Consider the following 23,652-nt stretch of genomic DNA (forward strand, 5'->3'; position numbering starts at 1 on the left):
TTTCCCTCTTCTCCCCAGCGGGGAGAAGTGCCGAGCGAATGCGAGGCGATGAGGGGGCGGATTGCGCAAGCGCGCCCCCCTCATCCCAGGCGCAACGCGTTGCGCCTAACCTGTCGGGCCACCTTCTCCCCGCAGGGGAGAAGGGAAAGATCAAAACGCTTCCGCGGCCATTTCCATCAGGCTGTCGGCGCCGGTTTCGATCCGGGCCTTACGCAATGCCGTCTCCGGCATGACCTTTTCCATGTAGAAGCGGCCGGTCATCAGCTTGTTCTTGTAGTAGTCCGCATCGCCAGAGCCTGCGGCCAAGTTGTCATTGGCGGCCTTGGCCATCTTGGCCCACATGTAGCCGAGCACGACGAGACCGAAGAGATGCATGTAATCGGTCGAACCAGCACCGGCGTTGTCGGGCTTGGCCATGGCGTTCTGCATGAACCACATGGTCGAAGCCTGCAGGTCGTTCAGACCCTTCTTCAGGCTCTTGGTGTAGGCCGACAGGTTCTCGTCGCCACGGTTCTCCTCGCAGAAATCACCGATTTCCTTGAAAAGCGCCATCACGGCGCGGCCGCCGTTGAGGCCGAGCTTGCGGCCAACGAGGTCGAGGGCCTGGATGCCGTTGGCACCTTCGTAGATCATCGCGATGCGGGCATCGCGGACATACTGCGACATGCCCCATTCTTCGATGTAGCCGTGACCGCCATAGACCTGCTGGGCCATGACCGCATGGTCAAAGCCCTTGTCGGTCAGGACACCCTTGAGGATCGGTGTCATCAGGCCGAGCACGTCGTCGGCAAGCTGCTTCTCGGTCGCGTCACCGGAGCGGTGGGCGACGTCTGACTTGAGCGCCGTCCACAGCGTGAAGGCGCGGCCGGCCTCGTTAAAGGCCTTGATAGTGAGCAAGACGCGGCGGATGTCCGGGTGCACGATGATCGGGTCGGCCTTCTTTTCCGGCGCCTTGACGCCCGACAGAGAGCGGCCCTGGATGCGCTCGCGGGCATAGTTGGCGGCGTTCTGATAGGCGATTTCGGAGATCGACAGACCCTGCAGGCCGACGCCGAGGCGGGCCTCGTTCATCATGACAAACATGGCCGCGAGGCCCTTGTTCTCGGCGCCGATCAGATAGCCGGTCGCCTCGTCATAGTTCATCACGCAGGTGGCATTGCCGTGAATGCCCATCTTGTGCTCGATGGCGCCGCAGGTGACCGTGTTACGGCTGCCTACCGAACCGTCGTCGCCGACCATGAACTTCGGCACGATAAAGAGCGAGATGCCCTTGGTGCCCTCGGGCGCGCCTTCGATGCGTGCGAGCACGAGGTGGATGATGTTGTCCGACATGTCGTGCTCGCCGGCAGAGATGAAGATCTTCTGGCCGGAGATCTTGTAGGAGCCGTCGCCGTTGGGAACCGCCTTGGTGCGCAGCAGGCCGAGGTCGGTGCCGCAATGCGGCTCGGTGAGGTTCATCGTGCCGGTCCAGATGCCTTCGACCATCTTCGGCAGATACTTCTGCTTCTGCTCGTCGGAGCCATGCTCCAGGATCGCGGCGATCGCGCCCTGGGTGAGGCCCGGATACATCATCAGCGCCATGTTGGCGGAGGACATGAATTCGCCGACGGCGGTGTGCAGCGTGTAAGGCAGGCCCTGACCACCGTATTCAGCAGGTACGGCCAGACCAAGCCAGCCGCCCTGACAATAGGCGTCATAAGCCTGCTTGAAACCCTTCGGCGTCTTGACCGAACCGTCATCCGAACGGACACAGCCTTCCTGGTCGCCGGAGAGATTGAGCGGGAAGAGCTGCTCTTCCGCGAGCTTGGCCGCCTCGCCGACGATCGCCTCGATCATGTCGGGGGTCGCGTCTTCAAAGCCCGGCAGGTTGTTGTACCGCTCGAGACCAAGGACGTCGTTGAGAATGAAAAGCGTGTCGTTTACGGGGGCCTTGTAGACAGGCATCGGTCATCTTCCTCCAAAGACTTCGGTTCCGACGGGATCGGACTGTTCTGGCTTATACAAATAATTGACGTGCGCGTAAACGTCAAAATTTTTAAGCGCAGCATTTTTGCAAGGACCACGGTCCCCTCCCCGTCCATCAAAGGCCTCTAAAGGAAGGCCCTTGTGCGGGGCGTTACGACATACGGGAGATACCCGTATTCACCGATTTTTCGCGAAGCTTAACGGCTTGTTTACCATGTTTCATGAAAGGTTGCGTTTGAAAGCTGGTGATCCATCCGCGATTCCGACGCGCCCTCATAGCCCTCGGGGCAAGAGGCATTCGTCGACGTCACACAGGACCACCTGGACGCATTCGGACGCACGCTGCGTCCGGCACCATCGAGGCGAGCAGAACCATGAACGGATCGCGATCCCAGACCCAACGGCCCGGCAACCCGTCCTCGCTGGATGCGTTGAACCGCACCATCGAAGGGCTTGAGGCTCGCATCGAGGGACTGATTGGCCAACAGAGCGCGCGCAGCCGCAGTGCAGACGAGCCGGTGGCACGCCCCCTGCCCGGCCGCCGCGCCGACGACCTTCCGCGCAGCGAACGCGATGTCCGCGACACCCGGCCGGATCCGCTTGCCGAAATCCGCCAGCGCCAGCGCGCGCTCGAGGAAAGCCGTGCCCGCAGTTCCGACCGCAGCCTTTACAGCCGCAGCGAAGAACCCTTACCGCGAACGACGGTGCGCCAGCCCCTGCCTCCGCTTTCCGATCCGCAGCCGGCCTATGCCGTGCGCGCTCCCGTCGCACCACCCGCGCGCGCCAGCCAGGACATCACGGAAGCGCTGAGCGGCCTGCGCCGCGAATTGAAGCAGGACATCAGCGAAAGCCTGTCGCGCGAGATTGCCGGCCTGCGCAACGAGATGCGCTCGATCCGCCAGCTTGCCGAAGAAAGCCGCCCGCAGGACGACATGCGCCAGGACATTGCCCGTCTGGCCGAAAGCATCCAGCGGCTCGAAGGCATCAAGGCTCCGGGCACCGACGGTCTGCGTGAGGACTTCGACGACCTGCGCTCGCTGATGGACGGCCTTGCCCGCGAGGATTCCATGCGCCGTATGGAGCGCCGTTGGGACGATGTCGAAGTCCGTCTCGATGGCCTCGACACCGGCGCCATGCGCGACGAGATCATTCGCATCGCCGACCGCCTCGACGACATCAAGTCGCAGCTCGGCGGCATGGGCGACACGCGCGCGATCCGGGCTTTAGAAGACAAGCTTGTGACCGTCGCGTCAGCACTCGAACATATCGGTGCACATATCGATCCCAACGAGCGCAAGCTGACGGAACAGTTCGCCTCGCTCGACATGCGACTCGACGAAATCACGCGCGCCATCGCGGCCGGCAGCCGCAACAGCGGCCCGGGCAACGATCCGGCGACGTTTCATCGGCTGGAAGAGCGGCTCTCGGGTCTCGCGCGCCAGATCGAGACCCTCTCCGAGACGCGCGCACCGCAGCTGCCGGATGCCTCGCACGAGATGGCCGAGCGGCTGGAGCTGCTGACCGAGCGCATTGAACAGCTATCGACAGAACAGGGCGCGGTCCGTCTGGAAGAGCGGCTGGACCAACTCTCCTACATGCTGGAGAAGGTGCAGCGGCCTGCGCCGGCGCCGGAACTCACCGGCTATCTTGCCGACATCTCCCGCAAGATCGATGCGCTCGACGGCAGTGCCGTCAACGACCGCCTTGCCGATCGGCTCGAAATCCTGGCGCGTCACATTGAGGAGCTCGACGCACCGCAGCCGGTCGCCATGATCGATGACAGTGCCCTACGCAACCTCGAAGACCGCCTGAATGCCGTGGTCGACCGTCTTGAGGAAACCAGCTCCTCCGCCCCTACTGGCGAAAGCGCCAGCCTCAAGGGGCTCGAAGACCAGATCGCCCATCTCTCAGCCCTGATCAGCCAGCCCTCGCCGGCCGATCCGGAGGTTTCGGGCCGCATTTCGGCACTTGAGGATTATGTTGCGACGAGCGACGAATACATCATCGAGGCCGCCCGGCAGGCCGCCGAGACCGTCATGGCCAATTTCGCTCAGCGTTTCCCGGCTGGAAGCCAGGCGGCATCGGCTGACATCTCCGCTCTGTCGGCCCTGTCGGATCATCTCAAGCAGCTCGAAGACTATAGCCGTCACTCAGAAGAGCGGACCCACCGCACCTTCGAGGCCCTGCATGACACACTCGTGCAGATCGCCGGACGGCTCGACGAGTTGCACCATCTCGGACAGCAGCCCGAAGCAGCACCTCTCTTTGCCCAGGCCCCCGTTGCTCCCGCACCGGTGTCGCGTGCACATCAAGCCGCAGCACCGGCTCCAAAACCACCGCATATGGTCGCCGAACCGGTTGCGGAACCGACACATCCGATCGATCAGGAGCTGCTCGCCGCAGCGGATGATTTCGCCCAGACCATGACCGCGCTGCCGGTGATCGATGCCGCACGAGAAAAGAAGGTTGCGAAGCCCAGCCTGCTCGCCGGCCTGGGCAAGAAGCTGATGCCGGGCAAGAAGGCGCCAAAGGCCCCTGCAGAGCCTCGCCAGATGGTCGATCCTTCGCCGTCGATCGATCCGGTCGACGTGCTGCCGCCCGACGACGCGAATGAACTTTTGGAGCCCGGTTCCGGAGCGCCCGATGTGCGCAAGATCCTTGAGCGCGTTCGTGCCAGTCAGCAGGCAACCAAGGGTGCAACGCCAGCCGGCGCCGACAATGGGGACCGGACCGACTACATCGCCGCCGCCCGGCGCGCCGCTCAGGCGGCCGCCATGGAAATGGATCGTGCCCAGAAGGCAGCGCCTACAGGCAACAAGACCATGGCCGATGTGAAGGCCAAGGCGAAGTCGGGGGAAACCTCCCTCTTCGCGCGGTATCGCCGTCCCATCATGATGGCGGTGGGAGCCGTGCTTCTCGTTGCCATGGCCATGCCGCTCGTCAATACGCTGACCCGCAGCGAAGCGCCCGTCGCCATCGAAGAGACCGGTCAGGACGAGACGAGCGAGGCCATCATTGCAGACCCCGCGGTCGAGACCGCTGATGCAGTCGATGTTCAGGGCGACACCGGCACCGCGACACTTTCTGCGGCGTCTGCTCAGGCAGAGCCTCCAGCCGAGACGGATGAAGATCTTGTCGTCGCTCAAGACACATCGGCGCCGCCTGCAACTGTTCAAGCGGGTGACACGGCCCCTGTCAGCGCTCTGATGGCACCTGCGACGAGCGCGCCGGGCCAGACGCTCGAAGCGCCAACCAGAGTTGCCGATGCGGGGGCCAATGTGGTCGTTGCCGAGGAAATCGCACCGGCTGCGCCTGCCGCAGAGATCGTGGTTCCCTCGGAAATCACGCCGCCATCGCTTTCGATCGCCGCCAAGAATGGCGATCCGGTCGCGCTCTTCGAGATCGGCGCCCGTTATACCGAGGGTCGTGGCGTCAAAAACGACTTCGCCGAAGCGGCCAAATGGTATCGCCTTGCAGCCGACAAGGGTTTTGCGCCCGCTCAGTACCGGCTCGCCAATTTCCTCGAAAAGGGAACGGGCGTTGCACCCAATATCGGCGAAGCAAAGCGCTATTACGAAATGGCAGCGAATGCCGGCAATGCCAGCGCCATGCACAACCTCGCCGTCATCTATGCCTCCGGCAAGGACGGCGCACAGGACTATGCCAAGGCGGTGGAGTGGTTCGGAAAGGCCGCTGATTACGGGATTTCAGACAGCCAGTTCAACCTCGCGATCCTCAGTGCCCGTGGCAACGGGACCTCGCCGGATCTGGTGACGTCCTACAAGTGGTTTGCGATCGCAGCCAAGGGCGGCGATACGGATGCAGCGCAAAAGCGCGACGAGGTGGCCAATGCGCTGAAGCCCGAGGAACTCGAACGCGCCCGTGCCGAGGTGGACCTCTGGAAGGCCAAGGAGATGGACCCGGACGCCAATTCGGTCAACACGCCAGACGAATGGGCCGGCAAGGGCCTGAAGACCGCAAGCGTCGACATGAAGAAGGCGATCCGTAACATCCAGGCTATTCTAAACAAGAACGGCTATGACGCAGGAACGCCCGATGGTGTGATGGGCGCCAAGACGGTCTCGGCGATCAAGGCCTTCCAGACATCGATCGGTGAACAGCCGACAGGTCAGGTGACGGATAAGTTGGTGACCGAGCTTCTGGCCCGCAACAAATGATACGGCTGTCATAAAAGACCGCGAATAAGGGTCTATGACGGGCTCTCGAATTGACTTGGATGGCCTTGAGGCGCAGAAAAGAATTCGAAGGGGAGCAAGTCCGATCAAGGACTTGCGCCTGGCCAGCATGAGAGAGAACAAGGGGCTCATAGCTCTGACGTGACCGCGCCCCAAGGCGCGGCTACCCGCATTTGAGGTCCTGACGTGACGATCTATCTGCCGATCGCCGAGTTGTCGGTCAATGTGTTCATCATTCTCGGCATGGGCGCGGCTGTCGGCTTTCTCTCGGGCATGTTCGGGGTCGGTGGCGGCTTCCTCATCACGCCACTCCTGATCTTCTACAACATTCCTCCAGTCGTCGCCGTTGCAACCGGCGCGAACCAGGTCGTGGCTTCCTCCGTATCGGGTGCCATTTCGCATTTCCGGCGCGGTACGCTGGATATGAAGCTTGGAACAGTTCTGCTGATAGGAGGTCTGGTCGGTGCGACGATCGGTGTCTACATCTTCTCGTGGCTGAGGCGTCTCGGTCAGCTCGACCTGATCATCTCGCTGCTATACGTGGTGTTCCTCGGCACGGTCGGTGGGTTGATGTTGGCGGAGAGCTTGCGGGCGCTTCGCCGGGCCGCCCGCAACGAAGCCGTCCCCCTGAAGCGGCCCGGGCAGCACAACTGGGTGCACCGTCTGCCCTTCAAGATGCGCTTCAAGAAATCGAAGATCTATCTGAGCGTCATCCCGATCCTCGCGCTCGGTTTCGGCATCGGCATCCTGACTTCGGTCATGGGTGTCGGCGGCGGCTTCATCATGGTCCCGGCCATGATCTATCTGCTGCGCATTCCCACAAATGTCGTCGTCGGCACCTCGCTCTTCCAGATCATATTTACCACCGCCTACACCACGATCGTCCAGGCGGCGGCGAACTATTCCGTCGATATCGTGCTCGCCTTCATCCTGATGGTGGCCGGCGTGATTGGCGCGCAATATGGCGTGCGTGTCGGCCAGAAGCTGCGCGGCGAACAGTTGCGCGCGCTGCTGGGGCTTCTCGTGCTCGCCGTCGGCGTGCGTCTCGCGATCGAACTGGTCGTGACGCCCGACGACATCTACTCTCTGGCGATCGGGGGCTGAGATGAAAGCAACTCTCCTCGCTCTCACCATTGCGATGTTCACCGCTTGGTCGACCCCGGCGGCGGCCCAGGATCCGCTGACGACACAGCTTGCGGAACGCGAAGGCCTTGAGATCGGCATCTCCACCAGCGAGATCGCCATTACTTCGGATTTTTCTGGCGCCGATCTGACCGTCTTCGGTGCACTCACCAACACCGACCAATTGCTTCTAGCAATCGGGCAGTATGATGTGGTGGTGACGCTGGAAGGACCACGCGACTGGACGACCGTGCGCCGCAAGGAGCGGCTATTCGGGATCTGGGTCAACCGGACGTCGCTGACCTTCGAACAAATGCCAATCTCCTATTCCTTGGCCAGCACCCGGCCTGTGGAGGAGATCGCCGAGGATGACCTCCTGACCTCGCTCGGCATCGGCATCGATCACCTCGCGCTAACGCCCACGGGTTTCATCAGCAATTCCGCAAACCTCAGCGAGTTTCGCGAGGCGTTTCGCAGACTGAAACAGAATGGCGGTCTCTACCAGCGCGACACGGGCGGTGTGCGCTTCGTATCATCGAGCCTTTTTCAGGCGACGCTTCGGCTTCCTGCCAATATCCCGAATGGCGTTCATACGGTGCATGCCTACCTGTTCAAGTCGGGCGAGTTCATCGGGCAACGGGAATTGCCGCTGCGCGTCATCAAGACGGGTCTGGAAGAAGCGATCACTGAAGCCGCTCATCAACAGCCCCTGGCCTACGGCACATTTGCCGTGCTGCTTGCCTTGATCACGGGCTGGGCGGCAAGCCTGATCTTCCGGAAAGACTGACGGGATCAGCCGAGCAGATTGCCGTAGCGCACCGAATAGATCCGGTCGCGGCCGAGCAGGTGTGCGATCAGGTCGGTACGGGCGAAGAGACCGGTGAAGGCCTTGTGCCGCAGGTCAAGGCCGCCGGTGGTGACGCCGAAGGATGGCATGACCATGCGCAGGCCATCGGTCGCAAAGCATGGACGGCGGACCGATTTTTCGCGGCGGCGTACGGTGGCTGAGGGATGGAGATGACCTGCCACTTCACCCTTGCCATGGGCAAGCGAAGGTTCGTGGCGGAAGGTGAGGCCGGCGAGCGAAAACTCATCCATGGACACGCCCGGCAAAGCCGTTGTGCCATCCGGATCGTGGTTGCCATTGATCCAAACGATCTCACGTCCGGCGACCAGACCATGGATCATCTCGCGAAATACCAGCGGCATCATGGCCGAGCCGACGCGGTCATGGAAATTATCGCCGAGGCTGATGATCGTCGCGGGCTGGTAGCGGTTCACCACGCTCTCAAGCAGACGAAGCGTTGCCAGCGTGTCATAGGGCGGCAGCAGTTGGCCGCGCCTTGCGAAGGCCGCGCCCTTTTCGAGATGCAGGTCTGAGACCACAAGCGTCCGATGATCCGGCAGGTACATGGCGCCGGTCAGATCACAGACCGCGGCCACGCCCGAAAGCGCGATCTCGGCCGTCGTCTCCACAGTCTCGATCGGCGCGAGGCGCCTGGCCGTCATACCCGTCATGTCTTCATTCCGCAGCATCAGGCCTCGTCATAGCCGCTCCGCATGATTCACGCCATGGCTTCGGCGATGAGATCTTCCGCCGCCATGGACAGCACATGCTCCTGTGCTTCGCCCGCCACCGGCTCCTTGCCGATTTCCAGCATCACAGGCACGGCGAGCGGCGAGATCTGGGTGAGGCGCTTGTGCAGGATGTGCCCCCTGATTCGTTCCAGCATATCGGCAAGCCGGGCGATGTCCAAAAGCCCGGCGGCGGCATCCTGTCGCGTTGCCTGCATGAGGATATGATCGGGCTCGTGGCTGCGCAGCACGTCGTAGATCAGGTCCGAGGACACCGTCACCTGGCGCCCGGACTTTTCCTTGCCGGGATGGCGCTGCTCGATCAGGCCGGCGATCACCGCGCAATTGCGGAAGGTGCGCTTCAGCATGAAGCTCTCGTCGAGCCAGGTTTCCAGATCATCGCCCAGCATGTCCTGATCGAACAAGTCTGCGAGGCTGAGTGCTCCCCGCGCGATCAGCGAGCCCATGTCTTCGAGCCCCCAGATGGCGAGTGCGTAATCCGTCGCCACGAAGCCCAGCGGCTTCGCGCGCATGCGCTCCAGCCGGCGGGTGAGCAGCATGCCGAGCGTCTGATGCGCCAGCCTGCCCTCGAAGGCATAGATCACCATGTAGAAGCGCTCGCCGCGCGGGAAGGTCTCGATCAGGAGATCGCCGCGCTTGGGCAGCACCGACTTCTCCGCCTGTAGCGACAGCCAGTCGCGCACCTGGTCGGGCAGACCGGTCCGGCGGTCTGGATCGTCCAGCATGGCGCGAACTTGTTCGGCGAGATAGGTCGAAAGCGGGAATTTGCCGCCGGCATAGGCCGGGATCTTCGGATCCATCGAAAAGGCGTTGGAAACGAGGCATTCGTTGTCTCTTATGCCCTCGAAGCGCAGGACCTTCCCCGAAAAGAGGAAGGTATCGCCCTGCGTTAGCTGCTCGAAGAAATATTCCTCGACCTTGCCAAGCGTCATGCCGCCGCGACCGATCGAGCCCAGATGGTTGCGCTTGACCAGCCGGACATTCAGCATCGGCATTTCCACGATGGTGCCGAGGTTCAGGCGATACTGCTGGGCGACCTGCGGGTTCGAGACACGCCAGAGCCCGTCCTTGCGACGGCGGATGCGGGCATAGCGCTCGTAGGTACGCAGGGCGTAGCCGCCGGTTGCGACGAAATCGACGATGCGGGCAAAGGTCTCGCGCGGCAGAGCGGCATAGGGAAGCGCCGTCGTCACCTCGCGGTAAAGCTCTTCCTCGTCGAAGGCATCGGCGCAGGCCATGCCGAGCACATGCTGGGCGAGCACGTCGAGCGAGCCCTCCCCCACAGGCGGCGTATCCTGCGCGCCGATATAGTTGGCATCGAGTGCGGCCTGACACTCCATCACCTCAAACCGGTTGGCCGGCACGAGAATGGCGCGAGACGGCTCGTCCATGCGGTGATTGGCACGGCCGATGCGCTGGGCAAGGCGCGATGCGCCCTTCGGCGCGCCGACATGGATGACGAGATCGACATCGCCCCAGTCGATGCCGAGATCGAGCGTCGAGGTGGCAACGACCGCCCGCAGCCGGTTTTCGGCCATGGCGGCCTCCACCTTGCGACGTTGCGAAACGTCGAGCGAGCCGTGATGCAGCGCGATCGGCAGGTTGTCATCATTGACCGTCCAGAGCTCCTGGAAGAGCATCTCGGCCTGGGAGCGCGTGTTGACGAAAAGCAGCGTCGTCTGAAAGTCCTTGAGGACCTTGTAGACCTCGGGGATTGCATAATGCGCCTTGTGACCCGACCAGGGAATGCGCTCATCGGTCTGAAGGATAGTGATATTTGGTCGGGCACCACCCTCGACGGTGATCAGACCGGCCGCCGCCTCGCCCTCTTCCGGCTGGGCGACAAGCCAGCGGCGCAGGTCCATCGGCTGAGCAACGGTCGCAGAAAGGCCGATGGTCTTGAGACCAGGGGCAAGCTTCCTCAACCGCGTTAGGCCCAGCGAGAGCAGATGGCCCCGCTTGGAAGTCACCAGCGAATGCAGCTCGTCGAAGATGACGTAGCGCAGGTCCTTGAAGAAGCGCTCCGCGTCCGAGTGGGAGATGAGCAATGCGACCTGCTCAGGCGTCGTCAGAAGGATATCCGGCGGATTGGTCTTCTGCCGCTGGCGCTTATGAGCCGGGGTATCGCCGGTCCGGTTCTCGATGGTGATCGGGAGCCCCATCTCGGTGACGGGCTTCATCAGGTTGCGTTCGATGTCGACGGCAAGCGCTTTGAGCGGCGAGATGTAGAGCGTGTGGATGCCCGTGAAGGCCTCGCCTGGTTTTTTCCGTCCACGCTCGGTGAGCTCGGTGAGCGACGGCAGGAAGCCGGCAAGCGTCTTGCCCGCACCGGTCGGTGCGATCAGCAGCAAGCTCTCGCCGCCATTCTCGCCGGATCTCGCCCGGGCCAGCAGCTCCAGCTGATGGTCACGCGGCTGCCAGCCCTTTTCGCCGAACCAGCGGAGGAAGGGGGCAGGCAAAAGGGCATGGGCGGAATCAGCTGTCGTCACCGCCCCAAGGTAGTGGACGGGCGGGGAAAGAGAAGGGGCGAAAGAGGTATCACCTCAGCGCAATATACCTGTCCGAGCGGTGGTTGATCGCGAGGAAGAGGTTCAACACCACGGCGCCGATCACAGAATAGAGCACCACGGAGGGGCTGACGACGGCGAAGGCCAGCGCCATGACGCAGAGGTCGAAGGCAAGCTGCACCAAGCCAGCGCGGATGCCGAAGCGGTCCTGGATGTAGACGGCGAGAATGCCGAGGCCGCCGAGGCTGGCGCGGTGGCGGTAGAGCGCCAAAAGGCCGAAGCCGAGCAGCAGGCCACCGAGGATCGCCGCCCAGATCGGCGCGATGCTTTCTATCACGAGGAAGCGGCTCTCGATTTCAACGATGAAGGAGGTGAGGCCGACGGCGATAAAGGTCTTGATGGTGAAATCGAGGCCGACGCGACGCAGCGAAAGAATGTAGAATGGCAGGTTGAGCAAGAAGAAAAGAAGACCGAAGCTCCAGCCGCTCCAGTAGTGCAGGACGAAGGCGAGGCCAGCCATGCCACCGGTCAGAAGTCCGACCTGGGCGAGGAAGTAAAGGCCAAGGGCCGCAATCAGGCTCCCTGCCACGAGTCCTTGCAGATCCTCTGCCGGGGTGTGGCGGGTGGGGTTCGAATTCCAGATTCCCAGCATGCTCGTCAGTTGCGCCATCACGCTCTCCAGAAAATGACCTCCCGAATGAAAATCTTACCCGAGAACCTCTGGAAAACAAGGAGGATAGGTCAGCAATCCTGACCCATGGTGCAGTTCGCAAGAAAGCTGCTCGTCAGGCCTTCCGGCTAGCAAGAAACAGAATGCCGGAGACCGGTTTTCCGCCATCCATGCGAATGCTCGTGCGCGACAGCTTCACGAGGTCGAAGCCGTTTTCATCGAGACGATACCTTACATGCTGTTCGGTGTGGGCATAACGCAGGCTCGGCGCCAGGATAAAGCCGTCGCCCTCGCCCGCGTCTTCGACCGAAAAGGCGAGAAGCGAGCCGGGTTTCAAGAGCTGCGCGGCAAGTGCAAAGGCGTTGGCTAGGTCGCCCAGATACATCAGCACGTCAGCCGCCGAGACGAGGTCGGCTCGGCACTCCGCAAGCCTTTCATCGAAGAGACCGCACGCGATGGGGTCGAGCGATAGATCGGCCTTGGCAAGAAGGTCATAGTGACCCTTCTCCTCGGCTTTTGCGAGCATGTTGACCGAGAGATCGAAACCCTCCAGGCGGGCCACTCTCTCGCGGATCTCGGCACCGAAAAGACCCGTGCCACACCCGAGATCGACGGCCAGATCGAAGCGCCGATCTTCATGCTCGACGATGAGCCGGGCGAGCTTGGCCGGGACCGAATAATCGAGCTTCTCGACAAGTGCAGTATCGAAACGATCGGCATAATCATCGAAAAGCGCCTCTACATAGCGAGAGGGCGGCTGGTCTGGAATATCTTCGGCCCCGAGCAGAGCCAGTTTCAACTGCGCGCCGAACAGATCTTCCGGGTCGAGCTCGAGCAGTCTGCGCAGGGCGGGTATCGCTTTTTCTGCCTGTCCGGCCTTCTCGGCATAGTCCGCAAGACGCAGCAGACCAGCCGGCCAGTCCGGCACCAGTTCCAGGGCCTGCTCCATCAATTCCACTGCTGCCTCATGTTCGCCATTCTCGGCGAGCATGCGGGCATAATCGGCGCGGCGATCGGCGATGACGTCGCCGGACGAGAACTGTGTGGGATGCATCGAAGAGATCCTTGCGCCTGCCAGCATGGGGTGATCCAGCATGGAGCGGGCGCGCGGTCTTGACCGATCACCGGAAAAAACTCAAGTGCTATCGCAAGCACTCGGCTCGCCGGCTTGCAGGGCGGGCCGACTGCGCCCATATCAGCGGACGATAACAGGAGACACGCATGGCTGATGGCCTCAATCGATTTCTCGGCGACACGCCGGGCCGCACGATCGTCAAGCTGATCGTCGTTTCGCTCATCGTCGGCTTTGTGATGTCGATCTTCGGGCTCGATCCGATGGACCTGCTCGACGGCATCAGGTTCTTCATCATCGACCTCTGGTATACGGGGTTCGACGCCCTTGGTCGGGTCGGGCAGTATCTGCTGATCGGCGCTACGATCGTCATTCCCGCCTTCATCCTGCTCCGCCTCTTTGCGTCACGGAACTGAAGGCCTATGTCTAAGCCTGTTCTACATCGCCGTCGGCTGATCCTGATCTCGGCTGGTGTCATGACGGCGGCGATCACCGGCTGCCGGTCCACCGACATTCTCAACCCCGATGATGGCCAGGCACGGGCTGAGACGGACGCCGCGTTGCCGATGGTGAACCTGCTCCGGCAATCGCGTGGCCTCTCCTCCCTCTCCCGCAGTCGCCCCGCGGAAGTGGCGGCCATCGCCCAGGCCAAGCGCATGGCACGCGCTGGCAAGATGTCGCATCTGATCGGCTTCAACGACAGCTTCGGCGCCCGTATGAAGGGCCACGGGGTGCCGCTGCCGGCGGCCGAAAACATCGCTGCGGGTCAGGATAGCGTCGAACGCGCCGTGCAGGCCTGGATCGATTCCAAGCGGCATCTCGACAACATGACCGGCCGCTTCAACGGGCTCGGCGTCGCGGTCGCCTGGGATTCCGCTTCCGGTAACCGGCCCTATTGGGCCATGGTTCTCTCGGCCTGAGTGATTCCCTCGTCGCTCCGGTCCCCACCGGAGCGATCCATGCATAGCCCATCTTCTTCCGCCACCCGGACCATCGACGTCAATCATCGCAGCGTGCTGGCGATCGCCGTGCCGATGACGCTGGGTTTCGTCACGACGCCACTTCTGGGGCTCACCGATACCGCCGTCGTCGGACGTAGCGGCGACGCGGCCCAACTGGCGGGGCTTGCGATTGCGGCGGCGCTCTTCGATCTGCTCTTCGCCAGCCTGAACTTTCTCCGGGCGTCGACCACGGCACTCGTCGCCCAGGCGCAGGGACGCGGGGAAACATCCGAGCTCTTCGCGGTCTTCTGGCGCTCGATCGTCCTGTCGATCGGCTTCGGGTTGCTGATCCTCGCGGTCTCTCCCCTAATCCTTGGCTTTGGCCCCGCGCTGATGGGCGCCGATGGTGGCGTTCAGGCAGCTGCCGCGACCTATATCGGCATCCGCATTCTGGCGGCTCCCGTGACGCTTTCGAATTTCACCCTGCTCGGCTTTGTGCTCGGCCGTGGACTGGGCTCTGTTGGGCTTGCGCTGCAGATTTTGCTGAACGGCGTCAACATCGCCATGTCGATCCTGCTTGGTCTGACTTTCGGATATGGGATTGCAGGTGTCGCCTGGGGCACCGTCATCGGCGAGTTCGTCGCCATGATCGCCGGCTTTGCCTTCGTCTTCTGGCGCTACGGTCACGCCGCAATCCCGCAGGTCTCGATGATCACCGACCGCGCCAAGCTGATGGCGCTTTTCCGGCTCAACCGGGACATCCTGATCCGAACCTTCTCGCTAATCACTGCCTTTACAGTCATGACGCGGATCGGGGCCGGTTTCGGCGCCGTGACGCTCGCGGCCAATGCCGTTCTCATGAACTTCTTCATGATCGCCAGCTTCTATCTCGATGGCATGGCAACGGCGGCAGAGCAGATCACGGGCGAAACGATCGGCGCCAAACAGCGGCGCGCCTTCGAGCGCGCGGTGAAGCTGACAGGGTTCTGGTCCTTCGGCCTGGCTCTGGCGAGCCTTGCATTCTTCCTGGTCTTCGGTTCGGCGATCATCGGCTTCATCACGACGGCCGGAGATGTGCGTAGCGTTGCCGAGACCTATCTGGTCTACGCGGCCCTGACCGCGTTGACCGGGGCACTCGCCTTCCACATGGATGGGGTCTTCATCGGCGCAACATGGTCATCCGACATGCGCAACATGATGCTCGTCGCGCTGGCCGGCTATCTCGCCAGTGTCGCAGTGCTGGTTCCGCTGTTTGACAATCACGGGCTCTGGATCGCGCTCAACGTGTTTCTTGGTCTACGCGGTCTGTTGCTGCTTGCGCGGCTGAAACCCAAGACCAATCAGACTTTCACCGAAAGCCAGTGATCGAGCCTCGTGTCGCGCAATTCGCGGATATTGGCGACCGTTTCACGATCTAGAAGGCTCGACAGGCCCCGGACGATCCGTCCTGGCAGAGCCGGTCCTTCATAGACCATGCAGGAATAGAGCTGCACCAAGTCTGCACCCGCGCGGATCTTCTCCAGCGCAGTTTCGGCTGAGGACACGCCGCCTACCCCGATGATCGGCAATACCGGACCAACGCGCTTTCGCATACGGGCGAGAACGGCGGTCGACTTGTCAAACAGAGGTGCGCCAGAGAGGCCGCCGGCTTCCCCTGCCAGAGTCGGGTCGGTCAGACCGTCACGTGACAGCGTGGTGTTGGAAACGATGAGGCCATCGAGATCATGCGCCGCCGCGACCTCCGCGATGTCGTCCATGCCTTCTTCCGTAAGATCAGGGGCGATCTTGAGGAAGACCGGCAGGCGCTTGCCGGCGCGCAAGGCTTCTTCTGAACGCGCCGCGAGCACGGCAGACAGGAGCGCATCGAGGCTCTCCTTGGCCTGCAGATCACGCAGACCCGGGGTGTTCGGCGACGAGATGTTGGCGGTGAAATAGGTCGCAACGGGATAGAAGCGGCGGATGCCGGCGACATAGTCGGCGATCCGGTCCATCGCGTCCTTGTTGGCACCGATGTTCACACCGACGATCCCTGCGCGGTTGCCGCGGGCGATGAGCCGGGCTAGCGCCGCCTCATGCCCCTCGTTGTTGAAACCGAGGCGGTTGATCACCGCGCGGTCGCGCTTAAGGCGGAAAATGCGCGGCTTCGGATTACCGGTCTGAGGCTTGGGCGTCAGCGTGCCGACTTCGGCAAAACCGAAACCGAGCGACAGCAGTGCATCCGGCACCTCGGCATTCTTGTCATAGCCCGCGGCCATGCCGAGCGGGTTCGGGAAGTGAATGCCGGCAACCGTCTGGGCGAGACGCGGATCGACAGCCGCCTTGCAGGTCGGGACGAAGCCCGTTTTCAACGCGGCAATCGACAGCCCATGGGCGGTTTCCGCATCGAAGAGGAAAAGGCCACGACGGCCGAGAGAAAAGAGGTCCAGCATCAGCGTTTCTCCTCGACCAAGTCAGGAAAGACGTGCAGTCCGTCAGCACCGAGGGCTAGGGGCTTTTCCCAAAGCACGGCGTCGAGCGGCAAGTCGGCGTAAAGATGCGGGAAGAGATCTCCGTCGCGCGAAGCCTCCCATTTCAGGGCCCCACCGAAGACGGCCGCATCGACCGCGACAAGCAGCAGATCAGACTGGCCGGCAAAGTGCAGGCGCGCAGTCTCCACGGCCTGGGCTCCCGTCGAGAAATGGATGTAGCCGTCCTTGAGATCGATGGACGCGCCTTTGAAAAGGCCCGCGATGCGCGCCTCCTGCCATAATTCTCGCGGTACGATCTTGTATATGGTCTTTTCCAAGGTCCGGTCTCTCGCAGATCATCAGGGTCGAGGCGGGTTTGCCGCAAACGCGGCCAAATGTCCACGCCTGGAGATACGGACGACAGGAGGAGGAACAAGATGTTCATCGCCAAGACATTGCTCACACTGGCGGCGCTCTCGCTCGGCGTTCCCGTCGCCATGGCTCAGGATGCCGCCACCGACCGTTACACGCTGGAGAAATCGGAAAGCGGCTTCGTACGGCTCGAACGGCAAACGGGGGCGGTCACACTTTGCACCGAAGCCGATGGCACACTCACCTGCCGGATGGCGGCCGACGAACGTGCCGCTTACGATGCAGATCTCGCGCGGCTGGAAAAGCGGATCGAAGCTCTGGAAAAACGCGTGGCCGAAGGTACGGCTGCCAAAAGCGGCGAGCTTCCGAGCGACGCGGAGATTGACCGCTCGATCGGCATCATGGAGCGCTTCATGCGGACTTTCTTCGGACTGGTACAGGAATTTCAGGGACAGGAGCAGGATGGATCGGGAGACCCCGTTCCGGACAGAACCTGACCACAAACAAGCCTCGTTCACCCATTCGTTGCACGACCATTGTCTAGTGCGTCGTCAAGCGCTAAAAGAATGAGACGCATTCGCGCGCAAAATGACATCGCTCTTGGGAGGGGGCTGTGACATGGCTGCATCGACCTTCATCATCGCCGACGACCATCCGCTGTTCCGGGGCGCCCTGCGCCAGGCCGTGACCGGCATAGACGGCACGCAAACCATCATCGAGGCCGGCGACTTCGAAGCTGCCCGCAAGGCGGCCGCCGAGCATTCGGATGCGGACCTCATGCTGCTCGATCTCGCCATGCCCGGCGTCTCCGGTTTTTCCGGTCTGATGGCGCTGCGTGCCGAATTCGCGAGCCTGCCGCTGGTCATCGTCTCTGCCACCGACGATCCCGTCACCATACGCCGGGCCCTCGAGCTCGGGGCCTCCGGCTTCATTTCGAAGTCAGCGGGGATCGACGAGATCCGCGCGTCGATCCAGTCGGTCCTGGAAGGTGATATCGCCACGCCTGCAAGCTACCAGGGCGGGCAGGAGACGGATCCTGACGTGGCCGATCTGATCAACCGGCTGCGCACGCTTACGCCGCAGCAAAGCCGTGTGCTCGGCATGCTCGGCGAAGGGCTGCTCAACAAGCAGATCGCCTATGAACTCGGCGTGTCGGAAGCAACGATCAAGGCGCATGTCTCGGCGATCCTCTTGAAGCTCAAGGTGGACAGCCGCACCCAGGCCGTGATCCAGCTTGGCAAGATCAATATGGCCATGGTCGCCTGAGACAGACGAGAGGATTTTATTCCTTTTTGCTTTACTATCGGCCTTTGCTGATCTATTGTTTTCGCCATTGCCGGACCGGGGATCCGAAGTGTTCCGGCGCTGAAGAGGCGCGAACATGCTTTCGCATGACAGCATATGGGCCGCGATCGATCGGCTGGCGGAGCAGCATTCGCTGACGCCTTCAGGACTTGCGCGCCGTGCTGGCCTCGACCCCACCTCCTTCAACAAGTCCAAGCGTGTCGGTGCTGATGGCCGGATGCGCTGGCCCTCGACCGAATCCATCGCCAAGGTGCTGGAAGCGACCGGCGCCAGTCTTGACCAATTCATGCGCTATGTCTCGCCAGACGCCTTGCGCGGCAGCCCGCTGCCGCAGGGGACATTTCCGCCGCAGGCAAGCTCGATCCCCCTGCTCGGCATGGCCCAGGCGGGTGCCGGCGGATTTTTCGACGATGGCGGCTTCCCTGCCGGCCAGGGCTGGGATCTCGTCGAGTTCCCGGCGGCGCCCGGCCGCAACAACGGCGTCTACGCGCTGGAGGTCCAGGGCGAGAGCATGAAGCCGCTCTACCGCGACGGCGACATCCTGATCGTCGAGCCGGGTGCGCAAGTCCGCCGCGGTGACCGCGTCGTGGTGAAGACCCGCGAGGGCGAAGTCATGGCGAAGATCCTCGCACGGCAGAGCGCAAAATCGATCGAGCTGCAATCCCTCAATCCGGATCACCCTCCGCGCATGCTGGACATGGGCGATGTCGAATGGGTGGCGCGGATCATCTGGGCGAGCCAATAGGAAAACGCGCCTATGCGACGGATCAGCACCTTCATCGCCGGCGCGATCGGGCTCCTCCTGTGGGCCTATCTCGTCATGGCGGCCGGAGCGACGCTCCGCGAAGATCCTGTCGATTACAATATCGAGGATTTGGACGTGCCGGATCCGTCGGAGCTCGACCTGCCCGATGTCGGCTTCCTTCAGGATGACACGACCGGACAACCGACAGTGATGGAAGCCAGACGGCAGGTGCGCAGCATCGAACCGGATGCCTTCGGATCGCCGGCCTTTGCCGACGCGCAAGACCTCGAACGGGTGGCGGCGCGCGCACCGTTGTCCAACGCCGCCGAGCGCACCAAACCGAAAGTGGTTCTGCTGCATCGGCCGTCGAGCCTCGCTGCCGGGGTCGTCGCCTTCGGACCGGATCAGCGCGTACGCCTGGCTGATCTGATCGAGACGCCTGTGGGCCGCAGCTGCACCACGGCGAAGGGCGACGTCTGGCCCTGTGGCGCCATGGCACGCACGCAGCAACGCCAGTTCCTGCGAAACCGGTCGCTCACCTGTGAAACAACCGCAACAGCATGGCAGGGCGAGATCCGCACACGATGCTGGGTGGGCGTCCAGGATGTTTCGTCCTGGCTTGCAAAATACGGATGGGCAGAGGCGGAGGCGGGCTCCGCACTTGCCGACCTGACCGAGGAAGCCCGTGCCGCAAGACGCGGGCTTTTTGGTGAGCCCGCACAACGGGCCGGCGCGCTCCCTTGAAACGCCTGGCCGCCCCTCCTACTCTTTGCCCACATCAACTGGAAAGCCTCATACATGAACAAGCCCGTATCCCCGGAAGAAGCCCTGATCTTCGTCATGGTCATGGCGTCTGCCGTCGACAATGCCATGGCCGAAAAGGAACTTGTGCGCATTGGCCAGCTGATCGATATTCTTCCAGTCTTCGAGAATTTCGACAAGGAGCGCCTGATCGAGGTATCACAGCGCTGCGCGAGCCTGCTTTCCGGGCCTGAGGGTCTGGACATCGCGCTCGAAACCATTCGCGACGCCCTGCCGGAATGGCTGCATGAGACCGCCTATGCGCTGGCTGTGGAAATCGTTGCCGTCGACCTGACCCTTCGCGCCGAGGAAATGCGCCTGCTGCAGCTGCTGCGGGATCGTCTTGCGCTGGACAAGCTCACCTGCGCCGCTCTGGAGCGCAGCGCATCGGCCCGCTATCGCCAGATCTGATCGCCTCAGAAAAGCCCGACCGGGAAATAGCGCAGATAGATTTCTTCCAGCCGCCCGTCCTTCGACAGCGCAGCAAGGGCGCTGTCGAGCGCGGCGGAAAGGGCTGTGTCCTGTCCGCCGACCATGAGGGTCATGCCTTCGCCGAGATGGCGCTCCGACAAAAAGGGGCCATCGAGAAAGCCGCAGCAGCCAGCGGCTTCAGGGCTCATCATCCAGAAGGAGAGTTGCAGGGCATCAGCGAAGACAGCCTCGACCTGACTTCCCTTCAGCCCGGCCATGAGCGCTCCCTGGTCCTCGAAGGTCGTCGGTGTGATGCCGGGAAAGAAAGCCTTCAACATGGCTTCGTGCGCTGTATCCTTGACGACGCCAACCTTGCGGCCGGAGAGAGCCTGGGCATCCTGACGAGCAAGGACAACGTCGTTTCGCCTGAGGAAACGCGCAGGCAACAGAAGATAGGGTCGCGTGAAATTGAACCTTTCGCGCATTTCCTCCGTCACCGCGATGCCCGCCATCACCGCTTCCCCCTGCCCGCTTTCCAGCGCCGAGGTCAACTGTTCATAAGGCAGAGCCTGGATCTGGCAGCGGGTCTGAAGACCGAGCTCGTCACAGAGCGCGCGCGCAAGATCGACATGGAAGCCCGTCAGCCGGCCGCTCTGGTCGATGAAGTTGAAAGGCGGAAAATCCGTGGTGGTCAGGAAACGCAGCCGAAGCACGCTGCTGACATCCGGCCGCACCAGCCGTTCGCGTGTGTCGAAGAGGACAGGAAGATCGGTTTCCTGAGCCCGCACAGGCGGCGCGGACAGTAGCGCGACGAGAAGAATCGCGGTGACCCAGGGCCACAACCCCACAAAATCTAGGGATGTAACTTTTGCGCGCATCTCTATCATCTTCAACCGTGGTCAGGGTGGGGCGTCGTTCAGACCGGATGACGTGTAGCAGCTTGGTGTGGACGAGGGAATATGGCCCGCGGATGGTCGCCGCGCGCCCAGGATCAACGCGGGGGCAAGAGCAGCGGAGCGCGGTAAACGCGGCCGATATGGAGAGTCTGAGCCGGCTGAAATGCGAAGCCCGGTTGCTGCACGTGCTCGGCATTTCCAAACCGATGATTGCCCGGATGGCGAAGCGCGCCGCTGTCAACGGGACCTCTGTCGAGGCCGAACTGCTCGCCAGCGGCACCGTCGAGGAAGAGGCCTATTTTGCGGGTCTGGCGCGGATGTATGGCCTGCCCTTCCTGCCGGAAATCGATCCTTCGTTGCTTGTGGACCATGCTTACAGCGACACCCAGCTCGCGGAGCCGCGCATGCTGCGGCTGCACTATAGCGACCGGCCGCCGATCGTGGCGATTGCCCCGCACATTCTCAACATGGAGGGCCTCGCAAAACGCTTCGGTCGGAACGGACCGGGCGCCGGCACCCTGGTCGTGACGACGACGACTGCCATCCGGCGTGCCAGCTGGAAGGTCGGGGAGAGCAGACGCGTAGGCCAGGCCGTGCGCGGCCTGTTCGATACGCTCCAGCCGCTTTCGGCTCGGCTCGTGGTGACCGGTGACCAAGGCTTCGTGGCCGGGGCCGGGCTCTGTCTGATCTGTCTTTTTTCGATCATGGCGCCGATGCTCGCCGCCGTCATCAGTCACCTCACACTTTCGCTCTTTCATACGGCTGCTCTCCTGCTGCGCATGGCCGTCGTCTCGCATGGGCGACGCCCCCGGGTCTGCGAAGCAAAGCTCGAGCATGGCAGCGATGTTCTGCCTGTCTACACCGTCATGGTGGCGCTTTATCGGGAGGCCGATGTCGTGCCGCAACTACTCGCAGCCCTCGACGAGCTCGAATGGCCGCGCAGTCTCCTGGACGTCAAGCTGGTCTGCGAGGCCGATGATCACGAGACGATCGAGGCGATCCGTCGATCCAATCCCGGCCCTCATGTCGAGGTGGTGGCCGTGCCGGCCATGGCGCCGCGCACCAAGCCCAAGGCACTCACCTATGCTCTGGCCGGCGCACGCGGGGAGTTCCTCACCATCTACGATGCCGAGGATCGGCCACATCCGCAGCAGTTGAGGGAAGCCTATCACGCCTTCCGGCTCGGTCCGCCGGATCTCGCCTGCCTGCAGGCGCCGCTCGTGATCGGCAATGCCGGCGAAAGCTGGATCAGCGCCATTTTCGCGCTCGAATATTCGGCGCTGTTCCGCAGACTACTGCCAGCCCTCGGCTACTACCGCATGCCACTGCCACTCGGCGGCACCTCCAACCATTTCAAGACCGCCCTCCTCAGAGCCAGCGGCGGCTGGGATCCCTACAACGTCACCGAAGATGCGGATCTCGGCATGCGTCTCTACAGAATGGGGTATCGATCATCGACCCTGACGCTGCCAACCTACGAGGATGCGCCGACCGATTTCCGGATCTGGCTTGCGCAGCGGACCCGCTGGTACAAGGGATGGCTGCAGACCTGGCTAGTGCTGATGCGCCAGCCCCTGCGAACCGCGCGCGACATGGGATTTCTGTCCTTTCTCGTCTTTCAGCTCCTGGTCGGCGGCATGCTGATTGCAGCGCTCAGCCATCCCGGCCTGATCGTCTTCCTCACGCTGCTTGCGGTCTCCCTGATGCAGGTCCCGGTTGCCCAGCCGAGCCTCTTCACGACGATCTTGCTCGCCATGGACATATTCAACATCCTCGGAAGCTACGCGATCTTCTTCGTGCTCGGCGCGACCCCGATGAGCAAGGGCGAGAAGGAGGGCGTCGGCTGGAAATGGGCAATGATCCCGGTTTACTGGATGGCCGTGTCGCTGGCGGCCTGGAAGGCCGTGATCGAACTCAGGCTGAAGCCTTTTCACTGGAACAAGACACCGCATCGCCCCAGTCGAGCCATTTTGCCGGCGTCCGAGTGATTGCTCGGACGCCATCGGCACCATAGTGTTGAAGCAACAAATCCGATCGGGAGACGACGAACATGGTGACACTGCTCGGCATTTCGGGAAGCCTGCGCAAGGGCTCGCTCAACACGGCTCTGATGCAAGCTGCCGCAGCCTTGCCGGCAGACGGTTACCGGATGGAAACAGCCGGCATTCACGGCATACCGCTATATGACGGAGACCTGGAAGAAGCCGAGGGCATCCCGGCAGCTGTCACCGCGCTCAAGCAAAAGATCATCGCCGCCGACGGCGTGATCCTGTTTACGCCCGAATACAACAACGGCATCCCCGGCGCCTTCAAGAATGCCATCGACTGGCTGTCACGCCCCTCTTCCGACATGGGCAAGGTTTTCGGCAACAAGCCCTTCGCGCTCGTCGGCGCTTCACCCGGCAATTTCGGCACGTTGCTCAGCCAGAACGCCTGGCTCTCGGTGCTGCACACGCTCGGCTGCCGGACATTTTCGGAAAAGCGGCTGATGGTATCTCGGGCCCACACGCTGTTCGATGCCGACGGCAATCTCACCGACGAAGCGACGGCCAAGCGGCTCGGCGACCTGCTGGCAGCGTTTGCGAAGTTTGCGGGGAAGTAGGGAG

21 protein-coding genes are annotated in these 23,652 nt (G+C 62.5%); 13 read left to right on the forward strand and 8 right to left on the reverse strand.

The window, feature by feature from the left end; translation table 11 throughout:
* Nucleotides 1-150 precede the first annotated feature (150 nt).
* Entirely contained in the window at nt 151-1,944 is a 1,794-nt protein-coding gene (locus tag SJY08_RS15965; protein ID WP_153761360.1) for an acyl-CoA dehydrogenase C-terminal domain-containing protein, read from the reverse strand.
* A gap of 395 nt (nt 1,945-2,339) precedes the next feature.
* On the opposite strand from SJY08_RS15965, the gene SJY08_RS15970 reads away from it, so the two are divergent.
* The 3 genes from SJY08_RS15970 to SJY08_RS15980 all read left to right on the forward strand — a co-directional run bounded on the left by SJY08_RS15970 (nt 2,340) and on the right by SJY08_RS15980 (nt 8,070).
* Nucleotides 2,340-6,143 (forward strand): peptidoglycan-binding protein, encoded by a 3,804-nt coding sequence (locus tag SJY08_RS15970; RefSeq protein WP_377276844.1) that lies wholly within the window; start codon nt 2,340-2,342, stop codon nt 6,141-6,143.
* 204 nt (nt 6,144-6,347) lie between these two features.
* Entirely contained in the window at nt 6,348-7,265 is a 918-nt protein-coding gene (locus SJY08_RS15975) for a sulfite exporter TauE/SafE family protein (protein WP_377276846.1), read from the forward strand.
* 1 nt (nt 7,266) lies between these two features.
* Nucleotides 7,267-8,070 carry a TIGR02186 family protein gene (locus SJY08_RS15980; protein ID WP_083229619.1) on the forward strand — a complete coding sequence of 268 codons (804 nt, stop codon included), beginning with the start codon at nt 7,267-7,269 and terminating at the stop codon, nt 8,068-8,070.
* A gap of 5 nt (nt 8,071-8,075) precedes the next feature.
* On the opposite strand, the gene pdeM is transcribed toward SJY08_RS15980, so the two are convergent.
* From pdeM to SJY08_RS16000, 4 genes are all read right to left on the reverse strand, one after another.
* Nucleotides 8,076-8,792, reverse strand: a complete 717-nt coding sequence (gene pdeM, locus SJY08_RS15985) for a ligase-associated DNA damage response endonuclease PdeM (protein WP_194842819.1) — start codon at nt 8,790-8,792, stop codon at nt 8,076-8,078.
* Nucleotides 8,793-8,848: 56 nt separating this feature from the next.
* The gene (locus SJY08_RS15990; RefSeq protein WP_377276848.1) at nt 8,849-11,368 is read right to left on the reverse strand and encodes a ligase-associated DNA damage response DEXH box helicase; all 2,520 of its coding nucleotides are present in this window, start codon (nt 11,366-11,368) and stop codon (nt 8,849-8,851) included.
* Nucleotides 11,369-11,417: 49 nt separating this feature from the next.
* Nucleotides 11,418-12,056, reverse strand: coding sequence for a YitT family protein (locus SJY08_RS15995; protein WP_054149059.1), 639 nt, complete (start codon nt 12,054-12,056; stop codon nt 11,418-11,420).
* Between the two features lie 115 nt (nt 12,057-12,171).
* Nucleotides 12,172-13,110: a methyltransferase domain-containing protein gene (locus SJY08_RS16000; protein ID WP_377276851.1), complete on the reverse strand. Its 939-nt coding sequence runs from the start codon at nt 13,108-13,110 to the stop codon at nt 12,172-12,174.
* 167 nt (nt 13,111-13,277) lie between these two features.
* Here SJY08_RS16000 and SJY08_RS16005 point away from each other — a divergent pair, with 167 nt between their 5' ends.
* The 3 genes from SJY08_RS16005 to SJY08_RS16015 are packed head-to-tail and all read left to right on the forward strand — an operon-like array spanning nt 13,278 to nt 15,434.
* Nucleotides 13,278-13,544 (forward strand): DUF6460 domain-containing protein, encoded by a 267-nt coding sequence (locus SJY08_RS16005; protein ID WP_006727939.1) that lies wholly within the window; start codon nt 13,278-13,280, stop codon nt 13,542-13,544.
* 6 nt (nt 13,545-13,550) lie between these two features.
* The gene (locus SJY08_RS16010; protein ID WP_377276853.1) at nt 13,551-14,048 is read left to right on the forward strand and encodes a CAP domain-containing protein; all 498 of its coding nucleotides are present in this window, start codon (nt 13,551-13,553) and stop codon (nt 14,046-14,048) included.
* Between the two features lie 39 nt (nt 14,049-14,087).
* A complete protein-coding gene (locus SJY08_RS16015) occupies nt 14,088-15,434 on the forward strand; it encodes an MATE family efflux transporter (protein WP_377276855.1) in 1,347 nt (448 codons plus the stop codon).
* Here SJY08_RS16015 and SJY08_RS16020 read toward each other — a convergent pair.
* Nucleotides 15,410-16,498: a quinone-dependent dihydroorotate dehydrogenase gene (locus SJY08_RS16020; RefSeq protein ID WP_377276857.1), complete on the reverse strand. Its 1,089-nt coding sequence runs from the start codon at nt 16,496-16,498 to the stop codon at nt 15,410-15,412. The genes SJY08_RS16015 and SJY08_RS16020 overlap by 25 nt on opposite strands.
* Nucleotides 16,498-16,854 carry a DUF952 domain-containing protein gene (locus SJY08_RS16025; RefSeq protein ID WP_069042394.1) on the reverse strand — a complete coding sequence of 119 codons (357 nt, stop codon included), beginning with the start codon at nt 16,852-16,854 and terminating at the stop codon, nt 16,498-16,500. The genes SJY08_RS16020 and SJY08_RS16025 overlap by 1 nt, the downstream gene beginning before the upstream one ends.
* 99 nt (nt 16,855-16,953) lie before the next feature.
* Here SJY08_RS16025 and SJY08_RS16030 point away from each other — a divergent pair, with 99 nt between their 5' ends.
* From SJY08_RS16030 to SJY08_RS16050, 5 genes are all read left to right on the forward strand, one after another.
* Complete coding sequence (locus tag SJY08_RS16030; RefSeq protein ID WP_377276860.1) at nt 16,954-17,385, forward strand: hypothetical protein; 432 nt, start codon at nt 16,954-16,956, stop codon at nt 17,383-17,385.
* A gap of 121 nt (nt 17,386-17,506) precedes the next feature.
* A complete protein-coding gene (locus tag SJY08_RS16035; protein WP_054149065.1) occupies nt 17,507-18,154 on the forward strand; it encodes a response regulator transcription factor in 648 nt (215 codons plus the stop codon).
* A 115-nt stretch (nt 18,155-18,269) separates the two neighbouring features.
* Nucleotides 18,270-18,938, forward strand: coding sequence for a helix-turn-helix transcriptional regulator (locus SJY08_RS16040; RefSeq protein ID WP_054149066.1), 669 nt, complete (start codon nt 18,270-18,272; stop codon nt 18,936-18,938).
* Between the two features lie 12 nt (nt 18,939-18,950).
* Nucleotides 18,951-19,682, forward strand: coding sequence for a thermonuclease family protein (locus tag SJY08_RS16045; RefSeq protein WP_377276863.1), 732 nt, complete (start codon nt 18,951-18,953; stop codon nt 19,680-19,682).
* A 54-nt stretch (nt 19,683-19,736) separates the two neighbouring features.
* A complete protein-coding gene (locus tag SJY08_RS16050; protein WP_300890605.1) occupies nt 19,737-20,150 on the forward strand; it encodes a tellurite resistance TerB family protein in 414 nt (137 codons plus the stop codon).
* Nucleotides 20,151-20,155: 5 nt separating this feature from the next.
* Here the strand turns inward: SJY08_RS16050 and SJY08_RS16055 are convergent, their stop codons facing one another.
* Complete coding sequence (locus SJY08_RS16055; protein WP_377276865.1) at nt 20,156-21,028, reverse strand: transporter substrate-binding domain-containing protein; 873 nt, start codon at nt 21,026-21,028, stop codon at nt 20,156-20,158.
* Nucleotides 21,029-21,186: 158 nt separating this feature from the next.
* On the opposite strand from SJY08_RS16055, the gene SJY08_RS16060 reads away from it, so the two are divergent.
* On the forward strand, nt 21,187-23,034 hold the full coding sequence (locus tag SJY08_RS16060; RefSeq protein WP_377276867.1) for a glycosyltransferase family 2 protein: 1,848 nt from the start codon (nt 21,187-21,189) through the stop codon (nt 23,032-23,034).
* Nucleotides 23,035-23,096: 62 nt separating this feature from the next.
* The gene (locus tag SJY08_RS16065; protein ID WP_377276869.1) at nt 23,097-23,648 is read left to right on the forward strand and encodes an NADPH-dependent FMN reductase; all 552 of its coding nucleotides are present in this window, start codon (nt 23,097-23,099) and stop codon (nt 23,646-23,648) included.
* Nucleotides 23,649-23,652: the final 4 nt, after the last annotated feature.

Source organism: Rhizobium sp. R86522 (genome assembly GCF_042466255.1).
Taxonomy (GTDB): domain Bacteria; phylum Pseudomonadota; class Alphaproteobacteria; order Rhizobiales; family Rhizobiaceae; genus Allorhizobium.

Bases quoted from the DNA above. Each gene is read 5' to 3' on its own strand.
- SJY08_RS15965 (WP_153761360.1), bottom strand. From the start codon at position 1,944: ATGCCTGTCTACAAGGCCCCCGTAAACGACACGCTTTTCATTCTCAAC.
- SJY08_RS15970 (WP_377276844.1), top strand. From the start codon at position 2,340: ATGAACGGATCGCGATCCCAGACCCAACGGCCCGGCAACCCGTCCTCG.
- SJY08_RS15980 (WP_083229619.1), top strand. From the start codon at position 7,267: ATGAAAGCAACTCTCCTCGCTCTCACCATTGCGATGTTCACCGCTTGG.
- pdeM (WP_194842819.1), bottom strand. From the start codon at position 8,792: ATGACGGCCAGGCGCCTCGCGCCGATCGAGACTGTGGAGACGACGGCC.
- SJY08_RS15995 (WP_054149059.1), bottom strand. From the start codon at position 12,056: ATGGCGCAACTGACGAGCATGCTGGGAATCTGGAATTCGAACCCCACC.
- SJY08_RS16000 (WP_377276851.1), bottom strand. From the start codon at position 13,110: ATGCATCCCACACAGTTCTCGTCCGGCGACGTCATCGCCGATCGCCGC.
- SJY08_RS16005 (WP_006727939.1), top strand. From the start codon at position 13,278: ATGGCTGATGGCCTCAATCGATTTCTCGGCGACACGCCGGGCCGCACG.
- SJY08_RS16010 (WP_377276853.1), top strand. From the start codon at position 13,551: ATGTCTAAGCCTGTTCTACATCGCCGTCGGCTGATCCTGATCTCGGCT.
- SJY08_RS16015 (WP_377276855.1), top strand. From the start codon at position 14,088: ATGCATAGCCCATCTTCTTCCGCCACCCGGACCATCGACGTCAATCAT.
- SJY08_RS16020 (WP_377276857.1), bottom strand. From the start codon at position 16,498: ATGCTGGACCTCTTTTCTCTCGGCCGTCGTGGCCTTTTCCTCTTCGAT.
- SJY08_RS16030 (WP_377276860.1), top strand. From the start codon at position 16,954: ATGTTCATCGCCAAGACATTGCTCACACTGGCGGCGCTCTCGCTCGGC.
- SJY08_RS16035 (WP_054149065.1), top strand. From the start codon at position 17,507: ATGGCTGCATCGACCTTCATCATCGCCGACGACCATCCGCTGTTCCGG.
- SJY08_RS16040 (WP_054149066.1), top strand. From the start codon at position 18,270: ATGCTTTCGCATGACAGCATATGGGCCGCGATCGATCGGCTGGCGGAG.
- SJY08_RS16045 (WP_377276863.1), top strand. From the start codon at position 18,951: ATGCGACGGATCAGCACCTTCATCGCCGGCGCGATCGGGCTCCTCCTG.
- SJY08_RS16050 (WP_300890605.1), top strand. From the start codon at position 19,737: ATGAACAAGCCCGTATCCCCGGAAGAAGCCCTGATCTTCGTCATGGTC.
- SJY08_RS16055 (WP_377276865.1), bottom strand. From the start codon at position 21,028: ATGCGCGCAAAAGTTACATCCCTAGATTTTGTGGGGTTGTGGCCCTGG.
- SJY08_RS16060 (WP_377276867.1), top strand. From the start codon at position 21,187: ATGGAGAGTCTGAGCCGGCTGAAATGCGAAGCCCGGTTGCTGCACGTG.
- SJY08_RS16065 (WP_377276869.1), top strand. From the start codon at position 23,097: ATGGTGACACTGCTCGGCATTTCGGGAAGCCTGCGCAAGGGCTCGCTC.